This window comes from Streptomyces sp. HB132, from assembly GCF_016909575.1.
GTDB lineage: Bacteria > Actinomycetota > Actinomycetes > Streptomycetales > Streptomycetaceae > Streptomyces.
Genome location: NZ_JAFBGA010000006.1, coordinates 42,641 through 59,150 on the forward strand (window position 1 = coordinate 42,641; position 16,510 = coordinate 59,150).

The 16,510-nt window shown below is 70.6% G+C and carries 11 protein-coding genes; all 11 read right to left on the reverse strand.

Annotation, left to right across the window (positions count from 1 at the left end; translation table 11 throughout):
- Window positions 1–79: 79 nt before the first annotated feature.
- The 11 genes from JOC24_RS15635 to JOC24_RS15685 all read right to left on the reverse strand — a co-directional run bounded on the left by JOC24_RS15635 (window position 80) and on the right by JOC24_RS15685 (window position 16,388).
- Window positions 80–1,195 (reverse strand): effector-associated domain 2-containing protein, encoded by a 1,116-nt coding sequence (locus tag JOC24_RS15635; protein ID WP_205020901.1) that lies wholly within the window; start codon window positions 1,193–1,195, stop codon window positions 80–82.
- Window positions 1,192–2,358 carry a hypothetical protein gene (locus tag JOC24_RS15640; protein ID WP_205020902.1) on the reverse strand — a complete coding sequence of 389 codons (1,167 nt, stop codon included), beginning with the start codon at window positions 2,356–2,358 and terminating at the stop codon, window positions 1,192–1,194. Before JOC24_RS15640 ends, JOC24_RS15635 begins: the two co-directional genes overlap by 4 nt.
- Window positions 2,359–2,448: 90 nt before the next feature.
- The gene (fxsT, locus tag JOC24_RS15645) at window positions 2,449–6,780 is read right to left on the reverse strand and encodes an FxSxx-COOH system tetratricopeptide repeat protein (RefSeq protein ID WP_205021182.1); all 4,332 of its coding nucleotides are present in this window, start codon (window positions 6,778–6,780) and stop codon (window positions 2,449–2,451) included.
- A complete protein-coding gene (locus JOC24_RS15650) occupies window positions 6,780–7,832 on the reverse strand; it encodes an AAA family ATPase (protein WP_205020903.1) in 1,053 nt (350 codons plus the stop codon). Before JOC24_RS15650 ends, fxsT begins: the two co-directional genes overlap by 1 nt.
- On the reverse strand, window positions 7,829–9,310 hold the full coding sequence (locus tag JOC24_RS15655) for a VMAP-C domain-containing protein (protein WP_307792702.1): 1,482 nt from the start codon (window positions 9,308–9,310) through the stop codon (window positions 7,829–7,831). Before JOC24_RS15655 ends, JOC24_RS15650 begins: the two co-directional genes overlap by 4 nt.
- A gap of 202 nt (window positions 9,311–9,512) precedes the next feature.
- Window positions 9,513–10,520, reverse strand: a complete 1,008-nt coding sequence (locus JOC24_RS15660; protein ID WP_205020904.1) for a LacI family DNA-binding transcriptional regulator — start codon at window positions 10,518–10,520, stop codon at window positions 9,513–9,515.
- A 205-nt stretch (window positions 10,521–10,725) separates the two neighbouring features.
- Window positions 10,726–11,820 (reverse strand): pectinesterase family protein, encoded by a 1,095-nt coding sequence (locus tag JOC24_RS15665; protein WP_239580525.1) that lies wholly within the window; start codon window positions 11,818–11,820, stop codon window positions 10,726–10,728.
- Window positions 11,821–11,903: 83 nt separating this feature from the next.
- Window positions 11,904–12,698, reverse strand: coding sequence for an ATP-grasp domain-containing protein (locus tag JOC24_RS15670; protein ID WP_205020905.1), 795 nt, complete (start codon window positions 12,696–12,698; stop codon window positions 11,904–11,906).
- A gap of 210 nt (window positions 12,699–12,908) precedes the next feature.
- The gene (locus JOC24_RS15675; protein ID WP_239580540.1) at window positions 12,909–14,096 is read right to left on the reverse strand and encodes a cytochrome P450 family protein; all 1,188 of its coding nucleotides are present in this window, start codon (window positions 14,094–14,096) and stop codon (window positions 12,909–12,911) included.
- 32 nt (window positions 14,097–14,128) lie between these two features.
- Window positions 14,129–15,400: a cytochrome P450 gene (locus JOC24_RS15680; RefSeq protein ID WP_205020907.1), complete on the reverse strand. Its 1,272-nt coding sequence runs from the start codon at window positions 15,398–15,400 to the stop codon at window positions 14,129–14,131.
- A 304-nt stretch (window positions 15,401–15,704) separates the two neighbouring features.
- Complete coding sequence (locus tag JOC24_RS15685) at window positions 15,705–16,388, reverse strand: hypothetical protein (protein ID WP_205020908.1); 684 nt, start codon at window positions 16,386–16,388, stop codon at window positions 15,705–15,707.
- Window positions 16,389–16,510: the final 122 nt, after the last annotated feature.

Sequence of the window (16,510 nt, forward strand, 5' to 3'; positions counted from 1 at the left end):
GGTGGCACAGGATGCCACCGTTTACTCCATCATGACGACTGAAACTCCTTCCCGAAACCCGTGTGATCACGCCAGCGGATCACATATCGGACCCCGGGTCTGCGAGGAAGTCCTCTATCGCTGCCTTCAGTTCGGAGGCGCGGGCGGGATCGTCATCGATCAGTGTCACTGCGGCGGCCAGCTTCCACAGATCGTCCGACCGGGTTCTGAGGGCCCGGAAGATCCCGATCACATCGGTCCGCGGCATGGGGTGCCTCGGCATCCGGGCGACGACGGCGGCGGGCAGCTCGTTGACCAGGGCCTGCCGTTCGTCACGGTCGCTCATCAGCGGATACGCCATCAGGGCCGAGACGACCCGGGCGGTCGGAGGCACCGCCGGCCGGGGACGCGCCTGCTTGCCCCAACCGATGAGCTCACGGTGTCCGGGCGATTCGAGACGGAGACTGGGCGCCTCGAAACGGAGGCCGGGCCCCTGTGTGGTGAGACCCGCTTGCCGAAGAGCGTTCATCCTCGCCTTGACCGCGCCGAACAACGGCAGGGGTTCCGGCAGCGGATCGTCCGGCAGTTCGCGCAGAACGATGTCCGAGAACAACCCGAGGCGGTGTTCCGGGTCGTTGCCCGCCCGCTGCCCACGGCCCGCGGCGAACATCAGGGTCTGCTCGTGCGCGGCGACGCGTGCCCCGGCGGGAAGACGCTCGGTGGGCAGCGACTGGGGGAAGTGGTGCATCTCGTCGAAGGTGCGACACGCGTCGACCATCCACATCTGCACTCCGAGGCCCGGGGCCACGTCACTTCGGAGCCGGGCGAGTGCGGACTCGACGTGTATGTTGCGCCGGTCCGTCTGCGTGGCGTCGGCGGTGTAGAGCCGTGTGTCCTCGTCCGGGTCCAGCACGCCGTGGCCGCCCCACCACACCCACAGGGCATCCTCCCCGCGGTCCGGGATGTCCTTGACGAACGCGCGCCTCAGCGAGTCGTGGTCGGCCGGGTGGAACGGAATACCGACGGCGGTTCCGGTCACGGGTGCGAGGTGGAGCTGGATCTGGCTGTCGGGCACTCCGCGGGCCAGCAGCCAGTCGCGGAAGCGCAGGGCGTCCCGGGCGGGCCCGGGGAGGTCCCAGCCGGATCCGGCGGCGTACTGCTCGATGCCGACGACCAGGGCGAAGACACGGGCCGGCGGCACGGGCCGGCGGTTCACGGCAGCCGCTCCCCGATGGCGCGGTAGACGACCGGATCCGTCCAGTAGGCACTGTGCGCCACGGGGAAGGGCTGCCGGCTGTCGGTGGCCACATCGTGTGCCCGGCCGGGGAAGAGCGGCTCGGCGGCGTACCCCAGGAGGTCGCGGCGGTCGTGGAGATTCAGCCACGGCGGTACGTGACCGGGCAGCGGATCCGGATGGAGGAGCGAGGGCAGCGCGCCCGTCTCGTACAGGAAGGGGCCCTGCGAGCCGACCGTGACCAGGAGTTCGACCCCTGGCAGCGGGCCGGATATGAGGGTGTCGAGCGCCATGATGCCGCCGAGGCTGTGTCCGAGCAGGACGACGGGCGGATCCAGGGTGGCCACGAGCTCGCGCAGCCCCTCACGCATGCCCTCGCCTCTGGCGAGGTACTTGAGGATGTCGCCGGCCGCCGGGTGCGCGGCGTCGGTCAGCGCACGTCGGTGTCGCACGGCGTAGCGCGAGCCGAGGCGCACGAGCGGGCGCCCGGCCATCCGGAGCAGGGGGCCGCGGCCGGTACCGGCGGGCGCGGCGCCCAGACGTTCCGCGAGCTCGGCGACGGCGGAGTCCCTGACGTCTCCACCGCACTGCACGGGGCTGTCGGCCGCGAGGTCCGCGGCGATGACCGCGGCGGCGAGCGCGCGGGCCAGCACCCATGCAAGGGCCTCCCGGTCCAGCGCCTCGGCGGCGGGCCGGAGGAGAGGACTTCGTGCCAACTCGATTGCCGCTCGCCTCAGTTCGGGACCGAGTGCGTCCGCCCGGCAGACACCCTCCGCCGCTATCTCATGGAGGAGCGCCCTCGGACGTTCGTCGGGGAACGCCGCACCGGGCGCTGTGACGCGTGGGCCCGCCCCGGCGGCTGCGGTGGCCAGCTCGGCCGAGGGGTCCTCGTACAGCCGTGCCCATTCCTCCGTTTCGTCGCCGTCGTCGAGGTCTCCGGCGCCGCGTCCGGTCCCGGAGCCGGGAGGGGCCGGGATGCTGGAGCCGTCCGCGGCGAGTTCCGCTCCGTGCTCCGTACCCCAGTCGTACGCGACGACGTGTGCGCCTGGAGCAGTTGCCGCGAGACCCGGGACGATCCGCGCGAGCAGCGTGCCGAGGTGCGGTTCGCGCACACCGGTGCCGTGGATGAAGACCACCGTGGTCATGAGTCCGCCCCCCGTTGCCTGAGTGCAGCGGCCCTGCCCGCCGTCAAGGGGCGGCGGGCGGGGCCTGTGACTGCTCGGTCCTTCGCGACGTCACATCGGCAGTGGAGTGATGTCGCACTCGATGCGCTGGTGGAGCCTGGCCGCGGTGTGCCAGGGGTGGCTCGCGCCGAGCAGGCGGGAAAGGCCCTGTGCTGCCGCGCGGTTGAGCCGGTCCGCCTCGTCGGAGTCGCCGAGGCCGCGGCGGTCGAGCGCCAGGTTCGCCGTGCAGGCGAGTGTCAGCGGGTGCTCGGGCCCGGCGGTTTCCGTGAGCTTGGGGAGCAGGTCCGCGTCGGCGGCCATGGCCTGTGCGAAGTCCAGTCGCGCGTAGTGGTCGTTGGCCCGGCACATCGCCGCCGTCAGCGTGCTGATGTGCAGCGTCCCCAAGCTGCCTTCCAGGCCCTCCAGCGCCTGGGTGTCCAGCGCCTCCGCCCGGTCCGTGTCACCCTGCGCCCGCAGGGTCGCGGCAAGGTTCACCCTGGCGAACTGGGTGTAGGGATGATGGTCGCCGAGCACCTTGAGGTACGCGGACAGCGCCTGCTCCCCCAGTTCACGGGAGCCGACGAGGTCGCCGTGCAGGCGGCGTTCGACCATGGCGTGGACCGCCGCGCAGAGCGCGTCGGTGTTGTTCAGACCGTAGCGGCTGGTGAACCGCTCGAGGGTCTGCTCGGCGAGGGCGGCCCCTCCCTCGATCACACCGGCCCTGCGTCGGCACACCGCGAGATTCAGCGCGGCACGAATGGTGGCCGCGTTCGTCTCTCCGAAGTGGGTGACGTAGGGGAGGTAGTTGGACTCCTGGAGTGCGCGGGCACCCAGGTAGTCGCCTGCCTCACGCAGGTCGATGGCCAGTCCGTTCAACGTGTTCAGGGTCAGCCCGTTCACGGGGCCGTACAGCAGTTCCCTCTGCCGCGCGGTCTCCTCGTCGATCTCACGCGCGAGTGCGAAGTTCCCGTTCAGTCGCAGCGCCACACCGTAGTCGTGTGCCGCGCTCAGCGTCGCGGGGTCCTCGGGCCCGAACAGGTCGCTCGCCCGGGTGAACGCCTCCTCGGCCAGCACGCGCGCCTGTGTGAACTCACCCTGGTGCCGTAGCGCGCCGGCCATCTGCCACATGGAGTCGATGAGTTCCTCGTCGGGGATCTGCGCCCCGCGTGAGATGGCCAGGGCCCGCTCGTTGTGCACGATCGCCTCGCCCGGGCGCCCCAGAAGCCGTAGGTAGAAGCCGAGGAGCTTGGTCATCCTGATGACGTGCAGGTCCTCGTCACCGGACTGCGCGCGCCACGCGGCCCAGGCCAGCCGGGCCTGGGCCGCACCCGATTCGTGCGCTCCCCAGTAGTAGAGGAAGAACACCATGTCGTAGACGAGGTCACGGACCCACGCGTCGGAGCTCTCCACCGCTCCGGACGCGATCACGTGCGGGAGGATCGCCTGGTAGGCGGGCCACTGGTCGGGGGAGGCGGGGGCGCCGGGCTTGGCCGTGGTGAGCAGCAGGTGGGCCGCCCGCGTCATCCTGGCCCGCTCCTCCGGGTCCATCCTGGCCACGATCACGTTCTGCATCAGCCGGTGCATCTGCAGCGTGGCGGTCTTGTGGTCCAGCCTCACCAGGGACAGTTTGCTGAGGTCGCGGGTCGCGCGGGCGAGCAGCAGGGGGTCCCGCAGGACCGGGTCCAGTTCGGGAGTGACCTCGACGTTCCGGCCGCCCCGGAAGAGATTGAGCGGGATGGGCTCCGGCGCCATGCAGGCGCAGATCTCGAGGAGTTGGCGTGCCGCGGGATTGTCCTGCGACAGACGTCCCAGGGAGATGTCCCAGACCGCCGCGACGGGCAGCGGGTAGTCGGGGGACGGGTCGAGTTCGAGGATCTCGGGGCGGCGCTCGTCGAGCAGGGAGAGGTACTCGTCGACGGGCATTCCGGTGGCGGCGTGCCAGGCGCCCGCCTGCTCGACCGCGAGGGGCAGGTCTCCGAGCGCTGCGGCGAGCCGGTCGGCGTCACGGGAGCTCAGGCCGCGGGCGCGGCGCTGGAGGAGCGCGACGCTCTCCTCCCGGTCGAAGACGTCCACGCTCAGGGGCGTGGCGACGCGTTCCCACTCACGGTTGCGCGAGGTGACGATGATCTTGCCGGGCCCACCGTTGGGGAAGTAGGACCGGACGGCCTCGATGTCCTCGGCGTTGTCGAAGACCAGCAGCCAGTTGTCGAAGGGCTTGCCCGTACGGAGTGCCTCGCGCACGGCGGGCACCGCGGCGTTGGCCTGCGGTCCCACCTCCAGGCCGAGGCTGCGCGCGAGGTCGGCGAGCGCCCCCAGGATCAGGTTCTCCTGCTCCGAGGGGATCCACCAGATGACGTTGAACTCGCCGCTGTGGCGGTACACGTACTCCACGGCGATCTGCGACTTGCCGACACCGCCCATGCCGTGCAGCGCGTGCGGGAGGACGGCTGTGGTCTCGTCCTCCCGCAACTGCCGCTCCACGGCTGCCAGAAGACTCTCCCGCCCGGTGAAGTTCGGGTTCTTCGGTGGCACGTTGCCCATGATCTTGGGCTGGCCCGTTCGGACGAACCGTAGCTCCGGCGCCGTCGTGTGCGTACGCTCGTCGACCCTCCGGGCATCCGGTTCGGTGTCTACGGGTGGTGTCGTCGGCGACACAGATCCTCCAGGTGGAACCGTCGATTGCGACGGGGAAGCGGGGCCGTTCTCATTCACATCAGGTGCCTCTTTATCATCTCTTGTCCCCTCTGTCGGCGCTCCCGCGCCACGCGACAGCCCCTGGTTCAACTGCGCGGCCCGGCGCCGGTACGGCAGGCCCCCCAGTGCCCGCAGCACCGCGACCTCGATGCGTACCCAGGCCGGCCCCCCTTCACGGTCGGGCAGCGCCGCCCCGACCGGGTCACGCAGCGCCGCTCGCAGACGTATGCCGTGGTCACGGCCGGCTCGCGACTCCGCCAGCAGGCCGACCGCGTGCGCGAGTTGGGTCCGATTTCCGGTGGCGAGCAGGGCCTCACGTATGCCGTCGGCGAAGTCGGGTCCCCCCTCGCCGTCCCGGTCCCAGTCGATGAGGCCGCCCATCAGCACCTCGGACAGGTGCTCGGGGCGCGTCTCGGGCAGGGCCCGGTCCCGCAGTTCCTCGATGACGTCGAACCGCACCGGCGCCACGGCCAGCAGGACGGCGAGCTGTCGGGCGAACGGGCTGGCCAGTGAGAAGAACCTTCGTACGGCGTCCGCCGCCGAGCGCGGCCCGTCGAGCCTCGGCGTCCGCAGGCCGGGAGCGGACACCCCCTTGGCCATCGCCCCGGCCAGTACGACCGGAAGCGCACGGCGTACACCGCGTTCCCCTGTGACCAGGTCGGCCCAGGCCCGGAACGAACCGGGGCGCAGGCTGAGCACAGGAACGGCCACCGATCCGTCCCCGGTGCCGGGCAGGACGTGTGCGTGCTCGGGTACGCCCTGCGGTGGATGGCACAGGACGTGGCGATTGAGTGATCCGAACCCGGCGGCGTCGAGCCGTGCGCGGAACGGGTAGACCGAGGACCGGTGGCGGAGATACGGCGGCAGGAGATGGACCAGCGCCGTCGGCCCGGACGACGCGAGCCGCCCCAGCAGTTCGTCGGCGCCACCCTCCGCCCAGCCGGGTGCGAGCCCGTCGGTGACGACGAGAAAGAGCCGCGACCCGCGACCGTCGAGCAGCTCGGCGGGATCCGCGCGCCGGTTGCCGGGCCAGCGGAGAACGGGTGCGTCCCCGCCCGGCAGCGTGACGTCGACCGTGCGGACGTCCCGGAAGGAACCGCTGCGCACCGCTTCGTCGGACAGCCGGCGCAGGGAGCTGTCCCACACGGCCATGGTGGGCGCCCTGTCCACGAGCAGCATCAGATCGAAGGCGCGCTCCTGCACCGGATCGAGGTAGGGGATCCACAGTCCGTCGATGACACCGTTCTCCGCGGTGCGCGCCTCATCGAGCTTGCTCTCGCGGCGCGAGGGGACCCGTCGGCCGAAGCCTCGCAGGGCCTTGGCCAGGCGCAGCGGCACAGCGGGGCGGGCGGGGCGCGTCTCGTGCGGAAGAACCGATTCGGGCAGGCCCTGACGGCTCTCCTCGATGCCGCTGACCTCGGCACCGTGAAGGTTCGCGCCGCCGCTTCGGAGGGGCACGATCTCCGGCGCCCCCTGCTCCATGGACGGGGCCGCGACATCGGTCGACAGCTCTGGCGAACCGTCAGGTGGAGGCCCGGGGTCCGGATGCTCCCCTCCGTCCGTGCGGGTGCCGGTCCGCTGCCATGCCGCCGCCAGCCAGACGGCGTCGGCGAGGTCCTGCCAGCTCGCCTCGCCGTCCGTCTCCCGGAGGTGGCCGCCGCTCGGCGCGGGCTCCGCGTCCGGGGCGCGTTCCCGTGGCGAGCCGTGCATCATCGGCCTTTCGAGAGATCACGGAGGAGCATCTCGAGAAGCTTGAGCCCGTCGCCGTCCGTGCGGAAGCCGTGAGCCGTGGTGAGCTGCACCGCGTTGAGCAACTGGTCGACGGACTGGGTTCCCCCTCCGTCCAGGCGCCTGACGAAGTCGTCCACGAGGTCGTCGATGCCTTCGGGGCGACGGCCCAGGTGACTCACCACGATGGAGACCAGCTGTTCACGGCTGGGCGGACGCATCTCCAGCGGCAGGCAGCGACGCCGGAAGGCAGCCGGGAACTCGCGCTCGCCGTTGCTCGTGATCACGACGACGGGGAACTCCGAGCACTCGACCCGACCGGCCTCGATGACGGCCCGGCCCTGCGGGTCGTCGGTGAAGACGGACACCTCGGCCACTTTGGCCCGCACCAGTTCCGGGATCTCGTAACTGCCGTTCTCCAGGACGTGGAGCAGGTCGTTGGGCAGATCGATATCGCTCTTGTCGAGCTCGTCGACGAGCAGAACACGAGGACGCTCGTACGCGAGCAGAGCCGTCCCCAGCGGGCCGAGCGTCACGAAATCCCCGAGGTCAGGAGCCCTTCCGGTATCGCTCTCCGGCTCGGCCGCGCCCTCCGCGCGCCAGGCGGCGATGGCCTGGGCCCGGCCGATGGCGTCGTACTCGTACAGCCCGCCGCGCAGTGTGGTGCGGCTGACGATGCTCCACGGCAGCACCCGCCCCAGTCCCAGTTCCCTCGCGATCAGGTAGGCGAGGGTGGACTTGCCGACCCCGGGCGGGCCGGTGATCAGAAGAGGGCGGCGGAGCAGGAGGGCGGCGTTGACCGCGTTGATCTCCTCCTCGCGTAACTGCGGGCCTTCCTGCACGGTGCCGAGCCGGCGCAGCGCGGACTGCGCGTCGTCGGGCGGAGGTTGCTGCAGAGGGCTTCCGGCGAACACCCGCCAGGGCGGCGGCTGCGGCAGTTGCGGGGCGTCCCCGGCAGGGGGCTGCCCCGTTGCGTGGAACACCCTCCAGGAGGGGGGCGTGACGGGCTGGGCCACCGAGACCTGCTCGGTCATGCTGTCAACTCCTCGCAGTCGACCAGGCGGTTGGGGTCGTCCCATAGAAGTGCCAGATGTTTACCGAGGGACCAGTGGTCACGATTCATCCCTTCGGCCTTCTTGCGCAACGCGCTGACCTTCGCCGGGATTTGCGAGGGCGGGTGCGCCAACAGCAGCGTCAGCACCTCGCCCGACAGCTCGGGGCTGTCCGTTCTACGGTCCCAGGCTGCAAGGCCCACCCCCTGAGCGATCGCGGTGACGAGTGCTTCCAGACCGAGGCCGGGCAGTGCGGGTACGTCGAGAATGACCGCGGTCAGACCTGGGTCCGCTATCAGCTTGGCACGCCAGCGGTCGAGCCGCTCCCCCTCTTCGCCGTGCCAGCGGTACGACTCGGCCACACCGGCGTTCCTGAGCTGTGTCCAGCGTTCCCGCCACAGAGGCAGATATCCGTCCCCCTGAGCCGCTCTCATGCGTTCGAGCGACCTCAGATGGACGTGGTAGCGAAGACTGATCGGCAGCGGGTCGCCACTCCAGGTACCCATCTCCAACCGGGCCACGTCGTGGTTCATCAGGGAGAACGGCAGGACGAACTCCACCTGCGGAGTCGGTTCGCTCTCCGTCACCGGCATCCCCGCCCAGCGTTTCTGACCACGTCCGATGGCTCGCTCGACCTCGTCCGCCAGTCCTTCGAGGGTCGTCCGTCGCACCTCACCGGCGACGGGCTCCCAATATCCTGGCGCGGCATTGACCCAGTGACGTACGTGGATATCGGCAGAACTGTCGTCCGCGGGCTCCACCATCACGACGAGGCAACGTGCCACACCGGGATCAGCGGTCGGCAGCGCCGCGATCGCACGCCTGCGCTCCCCCAGTGCCTGCACGGCCTCCGGGCCGACCTCGCGGGCCCATGCGTCCGACCACTCCCTGAGCTCTTCGCGCAGCGCCGTCTGCTCCAGGAACGCGGTGATCTCGACCAGTACCAGCGCCGGCGGCAGACCGTCGGCCTGGGTGTTCACTCCGCACAGGTGGTCGAACCGCTGGGCCGGTGTCTGCCCGTACGGGATGTCGACGCCCAACTCGTGGTTCAGCAGGGCGTGCAGCCTGCCGTCGTCGACGCGCCGTACGTCGGCGAGCAGCCGATGGATCTCGCGCACCGATCGGTCGGTGAAGTCGGGCGAGCCGCCGGCGCCGGTCCCGTCGGGCCGGACGGCTTCCGAGAGCCGGGCCAGATGGGCGGCACATTCGGGTCCGCCGATGACGCCGGCGGTGAAGGCCAGGGCTCCGAGGCCGGTTTCGTACCGCAGGAGGTCCCTGACGAAGAACAACATGTCGGCGCGTGGATTCTGGCGCCGGTAGGTGAACTCCGCCCCGAGTTGTTCGGCGGCGAAGGCGATGAACTGGGCGCATTGGTCGCGGTCGGTCACGAAGTCCTGCACACAGAGGAATTCGACCAGTCTTCCGATGAGTTGCGCCCTGGTCGCGTCCGGTTCATCCACTCCGGGCAGCCCGTGCACCACCACCGACCACCCCCGTCGAGTCGGTAACGCCGTTATGACAGAACGTGAAGTTATCACGCCGGATCTTCGGCAACCAGGCTCAATCCAGGCCCTGTTGACCACCTGCTGCGCTCGCTGCGGGGCCACGGGACAGCACGCTGGGAAAGGCACCACCCGGACGGGTGAACGCTCGACGCCTCGCTCAGACCGGTGCCGGTCCGGAACTCGCCCGCACCGTCAGGACGGGCTCCAGCAGTTCCACTTCGTCCGTGCCCCGGCCGGCGAGCTTCGCGACCACCTGTTCCACCGATCTGCGCCCCATCTCCTGCGCCGGAATGGCCACGGAGGTGAGCCGCACCGATGCCTGCGTGGCGACCTGTTCGGGGCAGACGGCCACGACGGACACGTCCTCCGGCACGGCACGCCCCTGCTGCTGGAGCAGGTTGAGCAGCGGCTCGACGGCCGCCTCGTTCTGGACGATGAAGCCGGTCGTACCCGGCCGCTCGTCGAAGATCCGGCCCAGCGTGCCGGCCATCGCCGCGTATCCGCCCTCGCAGGGGCGGTGCAGGATCCGCATCCCGGCCTCCTGCGCCTTGGCCCGTATGCCGTCGACGGTCCGTTCGGCGAAGCCGGTGTGCCTCTCGTAGACGGCGGCGGCCTCGCCGATCACCGCCACCTCGCGGTGTCCGAGACCGGCGAGGTGTTCCACGCAGAGCGCTCCGGTGGCCTCGAAGTCGAGGTCCACGCACGTCAGCCCGGAGGTGTCGGCGGGCAGGCCGATGAGGACGGCGGTCCGGCCGGAGTCGCGGAGCAGCGGCAGCCGCTCGTCGTGCAGTTCGACGTCCATCAGGATCATCGCGTCGGCCAGTGAGCTCCCCGCGATCCGCCGTACGGCGGCCGGGCCCTCCTCACCCGTGAGCAGCAGGACGTCGTAGCCGTGCGTACGGGCGCTCGTGGCGACGGCGATGGCGATCTCCATCATCACCGGCACGTACATGTCCGTGCGCAGCGGCACCATCAGCGCGATGATGTTGGACCTGCTGCTGGCGAGGGCACGCGCACCGGCGTTGGGGTGGTAGCCAAGCTGCTGGATACTGCTCTCGACCCGTTCCCGGGTGGAGGCCGAGATCGACCGCTTGCCGCTGAGGACGTAGCTCACCGTGCTCGCGGAGACTCCGGCGTGCTGGGCGACCTCGGCAAGCGTGACCATTCGGCTTCTCCCTCACAGTGGGCGACCGCAAGGGAGAGCGGGTGAAGCGCTTCGACAGCGCCTTGCTGTGCTCCCCTTCGCATTCTGACATGCACAGACAGCTTCGAGCCTAGACTCGCTCACAGGTACTGTCCAGAGTGGAGTCGAAGCGCTTCGACCGACCCGCCGGTCCTCCTTGGCGTCGTTCCACTGCCGCCACCGTGTCTCAGGACGCCGAGGGTGTCCAGCCTGCCAGCCAGTCGGCGGTCTCCTGTTGGGCGGCCTGGGAGTCGGTGAGCTGCGGCCGGTCGCTGCTCGCCGGGCCGGATCCGGGCCCGGTGTTCTTGTACTCCGCGAAGCGGTCGTCCTTCCAGGAGAAGCCGCTCATGTCGGTCCAAGGGGCGGACCTGACCGCTGAGCTGAGAGTGGTGCCGCGGAAGGTGGCCATCGGGTCGAGCGAGGCGTCACCTCCCGCGTGCCACGGTCGGCCGAGGTGGAAGGACGACGCCGAGACGTCACCGTTGACGGTGGAGCCGGTGATCAGGAAGCCCTTGCGGTCTGCGGCCGTGCTGGGGGCCGTGATGTATCCGCCGGAGCTGCCGTCCCACCGCTTCTTCAACGTGATGACCGACTTGTCGATCACCGCGGTGGCACGGCCGAAGATGAAGTCCACGTTGCCGATGACGTAGGAGTTGGACATGTGGACGCGGCCGAGCTTCGCCTTGGACGCGGTGTCGAGCAGCAGGGTGTCCTGGTCGCCGGTGACGATGACGGAGTCGAGGAAGACCTTGTCCGCGGCGGTGCGCAGGGCCACGGCCTGGAGTCCGCTCATGCTCTGGTTCGCGGCCTCGTCGAAGTCGTTGGAGATCGTGAGGTTGCGGGCCTGGAAACCGTCGGCCTCGGCCGCGACGGTCGCACTGCCGCTGGTCCCGTAGGTGCCGGATCCGTCGGGCTTCCGGGTGCCCGAGGCGTTGTTGTAGACGATGACGGTGTCGTTGCGGCTGGACCCGCTGCCCTGGAGGGTGACGTTCTGCTTGGTCGAGGGGATCTTCACCAGCTCGCGGTAGGTGCCCGGCTTGATGGAGACGACGACCCGCGCCGTGTTGCCGGAAGGTATCGCGTTCACGGCCGCCTGCACGGTGGTGTACTGCCCGCTGCCGTCCTTGGCGACGGTGAGGGTGGTCGCCGCCTCGGCGCCGGAGGCAGTCCCGGAGGTCCAGACCGAGGCTACGGCCAGGAGCGCCGCCGCCCCCGCCCTCATCGCGTGGCGTGGTCCGGGGTGGAGGTGGAGGTCGCTGCGTCGTCGTCGCTCGGCTGGCATGGCCTGATCCGTCCGTCGGGGGAAGAGGTGGGGTTCCGGGCAGTAGTCGCCGCAGCGGCCCCGAAGGTTGCCGGGTCGTGGTGTCACGTCCGCCGGAAGCGTGCGTCCCTCGCTCGGACGGCGGCTCCGGGGCCCGCGGAGCGGAGCACCACGTCGAGCGCTCGGGCGGGGTCGGCGGCGTACACGTTGCTGAACCAGGCCATGTTGGCCTCGACCACCGCCCACCGGGCGTCCCCCGCGTCGTCTCCCCCGCGCATCAGTCCGACGTCGAGCACCACCCCGCTGGGCCAGGTCTCCGCCTGCGCCGCGGCAAGTCGCCGGGCGAACTCGCGTACGGCGGGCTCATCCGGGTGGCCTGCCAGCGGCGCAGCGTCGAGCCTGCCGAAGGTGGCGTACTGCGAGCCGGTACGGATCTCCCCGTCGAGTACGTGGAGTCGGAACTCCCGCACCCAGGTCACCACTTCGCTGATCTGGACGAGGGGATCGCCCTGAGGTCCCGAGGGGGTGCGCAGCGCGTCTCCGTCCGCGTACACGGCTGCCGGGAAGCTCTTGTCGGTGGGCGGTTTCACGAAGAGCGGGCCCGGGATGCGGCGGGCCTCGCTGAGCGGTACGCACCGGACGTGGCGTCCGGTGAAGCCGTGCGGCAGTGCGTCGAGCCAGCCGTCGCCCGGTTCGAGCAGCGCGATCCCGAGGGGGCCGGCGACCGTGTCGGCGAAGTGCGGACCGCCGTAGTAGTGCGCCCGGGTGTCCGCGGGCGGCGGAGCGGGATGGGCGCCGCGCGGCAGGATCGTCACGCCCATGCCTCGCTCGCGGGCCGCGCGGGCCAGCAGGGTGGCGGTGGTGGAGCGGTGCGGGGCGAGGGCGAGGAGTTCGGCCATGCCGCCGCAGCTTACGGGCGCCGGGGCCAGTGAACCGCGGCGGACCAGGATCGAGCCGGCGTCCCGGGAGACCGTCCCTTCCACCGAGAAACCGGACACCGTGCTGCAATGCCGAACACAACCACTCCCCGGGGGAGTTGCGGTCGGGGGACGGACACACAACCGCACGGCCCGGACGCGCGTGCGCCCACAGCCACCGGCCGTCAGCAGTCAGCCATGCAGCAGGACCGGGAAGGCCTCCATGTCGTTCTGCGTCATGACCGGCAGCTTGCGGATCTCGTCGTCGCCGATCGCGAGCCGCAACCGCGGGAAGCGCCCGAACAGGGCGGGCAGCGCGATGCCCGCCTCCACCCGGGACAGGGCGGCGCCGGGGCAGATGTGAGGCCCGTGCCCGAAGGTCATGTGCCGGATCGGCGTCGGCCTGGTGATGTCGAAGGTGTCGGCGTCGTCACCGTGGTGGGTGGTGTCGCGGCCGATGGCCCGGTAGGAGATCACCACACCTTCCCCCTGGGCTATCACGTGGTCGCCGACCTGGATGTCCTCGGTGGCGAACCGCATGAGCAGGTGGGTGGTGGGCGTGTCCCAGCGCAGGGTCTCCTCGACGACCGTCTCCCACGGGATCTCTCCGTCCAGCACCTTGCGCAGCTGGTCGGGGTGGGCGAGGAGTGCGCGTACGGCGTTGAGGATGAGCCCGATCGTGGTCTCGTGGCCCGCGGCCACCATCGCCTTGAGGTTGCCGACGACCTCCTCCTCGGTGAGGGGTTCACCGCCTTCCTCGGCGAGGATCAGCGCGCTGGTGAGATCGTCGGTGGGGTGCGCGGTCTTCTCCCGTACGAGCTCTGCGTAGAAGACGTCGAGTTCGGCCAGCAGCGCCAGCCGGTCCTCCTGCGGGGTGAGCATGGAGAAGAACGCCTTGTACTGCCGGGTCAGCATGGGATGCAGCGCCTCGTCCACTCCCATCAGCAGCCCGACCACCTTCATCGGGAGCGGCTGGGCGAAGACGGTCTTGAGGTCGACGGCCCCGTCCTTGCCCTGTTCGGCGAGTGCGTCCAGCAGGTGCTCGGTGAACTTCTCGATGTCCGGGCGGATCGCCTCCAGCCGCCGGGGGGTCAGCGCCTGGGAGGTCTTCGTCCGCAGCCGGCGGTGTTCCGAGCCGTCCACGGTGAACATGGAGCGTCCCGCGTCGATCATGCCGATGAGCGGCCAGGCGTGGGTGACCTGCCCGGTCCGCCAGAGCCCCCAGGCGTCCAGGTCCTTCACCAGGCGTGTGTCCATGAGGAGTTGACGGGCCTCGGCATGCCGGGTGACGGTCCAGGCGGGTACCCCGAGGAGCTCGATGCGCGCGAGCGGTACGGAGGCCCGGAGCTGTTCGGTCTCACCGTCGAGGTCCTGGACCATGGGGTCGATGACCACGGTCGCGTAGGGGCAGTTCACAGCTGGGCTCCTGTCGTCTGTACGGGGGCGAACCGGACGGGAAGCGCGTTCATCCCACGCAGGAAGGCGGACGGCCGCCGGACGAGGTCCTGGGCGGGGACGGCGAGTTCGAGGTCGGGCAGCCGGTCGAGGATGACCTCGATCGCCGTACGGGCAATGGTCTCCGCTATCTCCTGGGCGGGGAAGGGGCAGCGGTACTCGCCGTAGCTGAACGCCAGATGCGCCCCGTTGCCCGCATGGCGTACCGCTCCGCCCACCGCCATCTCCTGACGTATCAGCGGGTCGGTGTTGGCCGCCCCCAAGCCGAGCAGGAGCATGTCCCCGGCGCGGATGGTCCGGCCGCCGAGCTGCGTGTCGCGGACCGCCCAGCGGCCTGCGAGGATCTGCGTCGGGCTCTCCTCCCAGAGGACCTCGTTCATGGCGTCGCCGATACTGCGGTGCCCGCCGGCGAGCGAGTCGGCGAACTGGTCCTCGGTGAGCATGAGCCGCAGGGAGTTGCTGATCCAGTCGGCGGTGGTGAGGTGTCCGGCGGCGGTGATCGCCATCAGGTCGAGGGCGTACTCCTCGTCCGTGAAGGACTCCGGGTCGGCGAGCATCCGGGAGGTGACGTCGTCGCCGGGAGTCTCCCGCTTGGCCGTCACCAGCAGCCGCATGTGCTCGCCGAAACGGCCGTACGCCTCCTGGGCGCCGGGCCCGCCGTCGGCCAGGTCCTTCAGGACCCGGGCGATGTCCGCCCCTTCCGCGTCGGGGAATCCGACGAGGCGCGCGAGGACGAGCACGGGCAGCGGCTCGGCGAACTCGGCGACCAGGTCGGCGGTGCCACGGGCGCAGATTCCGTCGACGAGCCGGTCGGCAAGCTGCTCGCAGTGTTCCCGGATCTCGAACGGGTCAGCGGCTTCGAGTGCGGGCACCACCATCTCGGAGTGCCTCCGGTGCTCGGCGCCCGCGGTGAAGTAGATGGACGGCATGGGTCGGCCGACCATGGGGAGCAGCGGCCAGTCCTCGGGTATGCGCTCCCACTGGTTCCACAGGCCGACGTCCCGGGGGAAGAGCTCGCCGTCGCCGGCGACCTGGTGGAGCTCGCGGTATCCGACGATCAGCCAGGCCGGAAAGCCGCCGGGGAGCTCGACGGGCACCACGGGCCCGTAGGAGTGCCGCATCGTCCGGTACAGGGCCTGCGGTTCGGTGTGGACGGCGGGCCCACCGAGCGGCACGGGGGTGGTGGCGGTATGCGCGGGACAGCCGCCGGGCACAGGGGTGGTCGTCATCGTACGGGCTCCCGGGAGACGGCTTCGCGCGTTGCGGCCATCCGATCAACGCGCCCCCACTATAAGGAGGTTGGGTGGAGCTTTGGGTGCGGATCGGGAGGGCGCCCCGCGCAGGCCTTCACGTCTCGCGTCGCCCGCTTTGCGCGAGCTGGAGGCGTTCGGCCCGCTGGACCCCGACCACTGCGCAACGAACTCGGACCCCGTGGCCGTGTGCGGGTCGCCGTCGTCGCCCGGTCCGGCCGAGCGGTTTCGGGCCGGACTCCCGGCGGGTGTTGCGCATCTGGAACGCGGACGCGTAGGCGCGTCACTCCTGGGGCGCGACGGCGGCGATCCGCCGCGTCTCCCTCAGGGGCAGCAGCCTGCGGACGGTCAGCAACAGCCCGACGTCGAGGACGACTTCCGCGGCGTTGCCGAGCACCGGTACCTGCGCGGCCGCTCCGGAGACCGCCACCATCACGGCGGCGGTGACCGCCAGCCGGGCGAACCCGGTGCACCGCCACAGCACGATCCCGGCGGAGAGAACCACCAGTCCGGCGATGATGGCAGGCAGCGGACCCGTCGGTGACGCCGCGTCATTCACGTAGCGCAGGGTGTCCGCCCAGCGCTCCGTACGCATCGACAGACCGAGGACGTCATGGAGTACGCCCGCTGCCACCAGGAGGACAGTAAGGCCGACGGCAGCGCCTCGCACTCCCTTCCGCCGCACCCAAGACAGCCCCGCATGGTCCGCCGCCGAGAGCGACCAGAGCACCAGAAAGGGCGTCAGCAGCGCGTGCAGAGCGAAGCGGGGGACGCTCAGCGCCTGCAGCAGGGGCCCAGCTCCCGTCAGGCTCCCCACAGCGATCACCCCGTTGTCCCAGACCAGCGCGGAGCACACCAGGGTCGGCACGGCGGCCAACAGGCCCGGCGCCGCACGCCAGTGACGCCCTGCGGACACCGCGAGACACAACTGCGCGGCCGCGAGCGCGGCGAACACCAGCGAGATCACTCAGGACTCCTCTTCGCACCGATCAAAGTATTTCAATGATCAAGATACTTGGTGGGGCGCGAGGCTCGGCAGGCGGGGAAGGACCACCAGCAGGTGGTCCCGGCGGCGGGGACCGCCAGGCT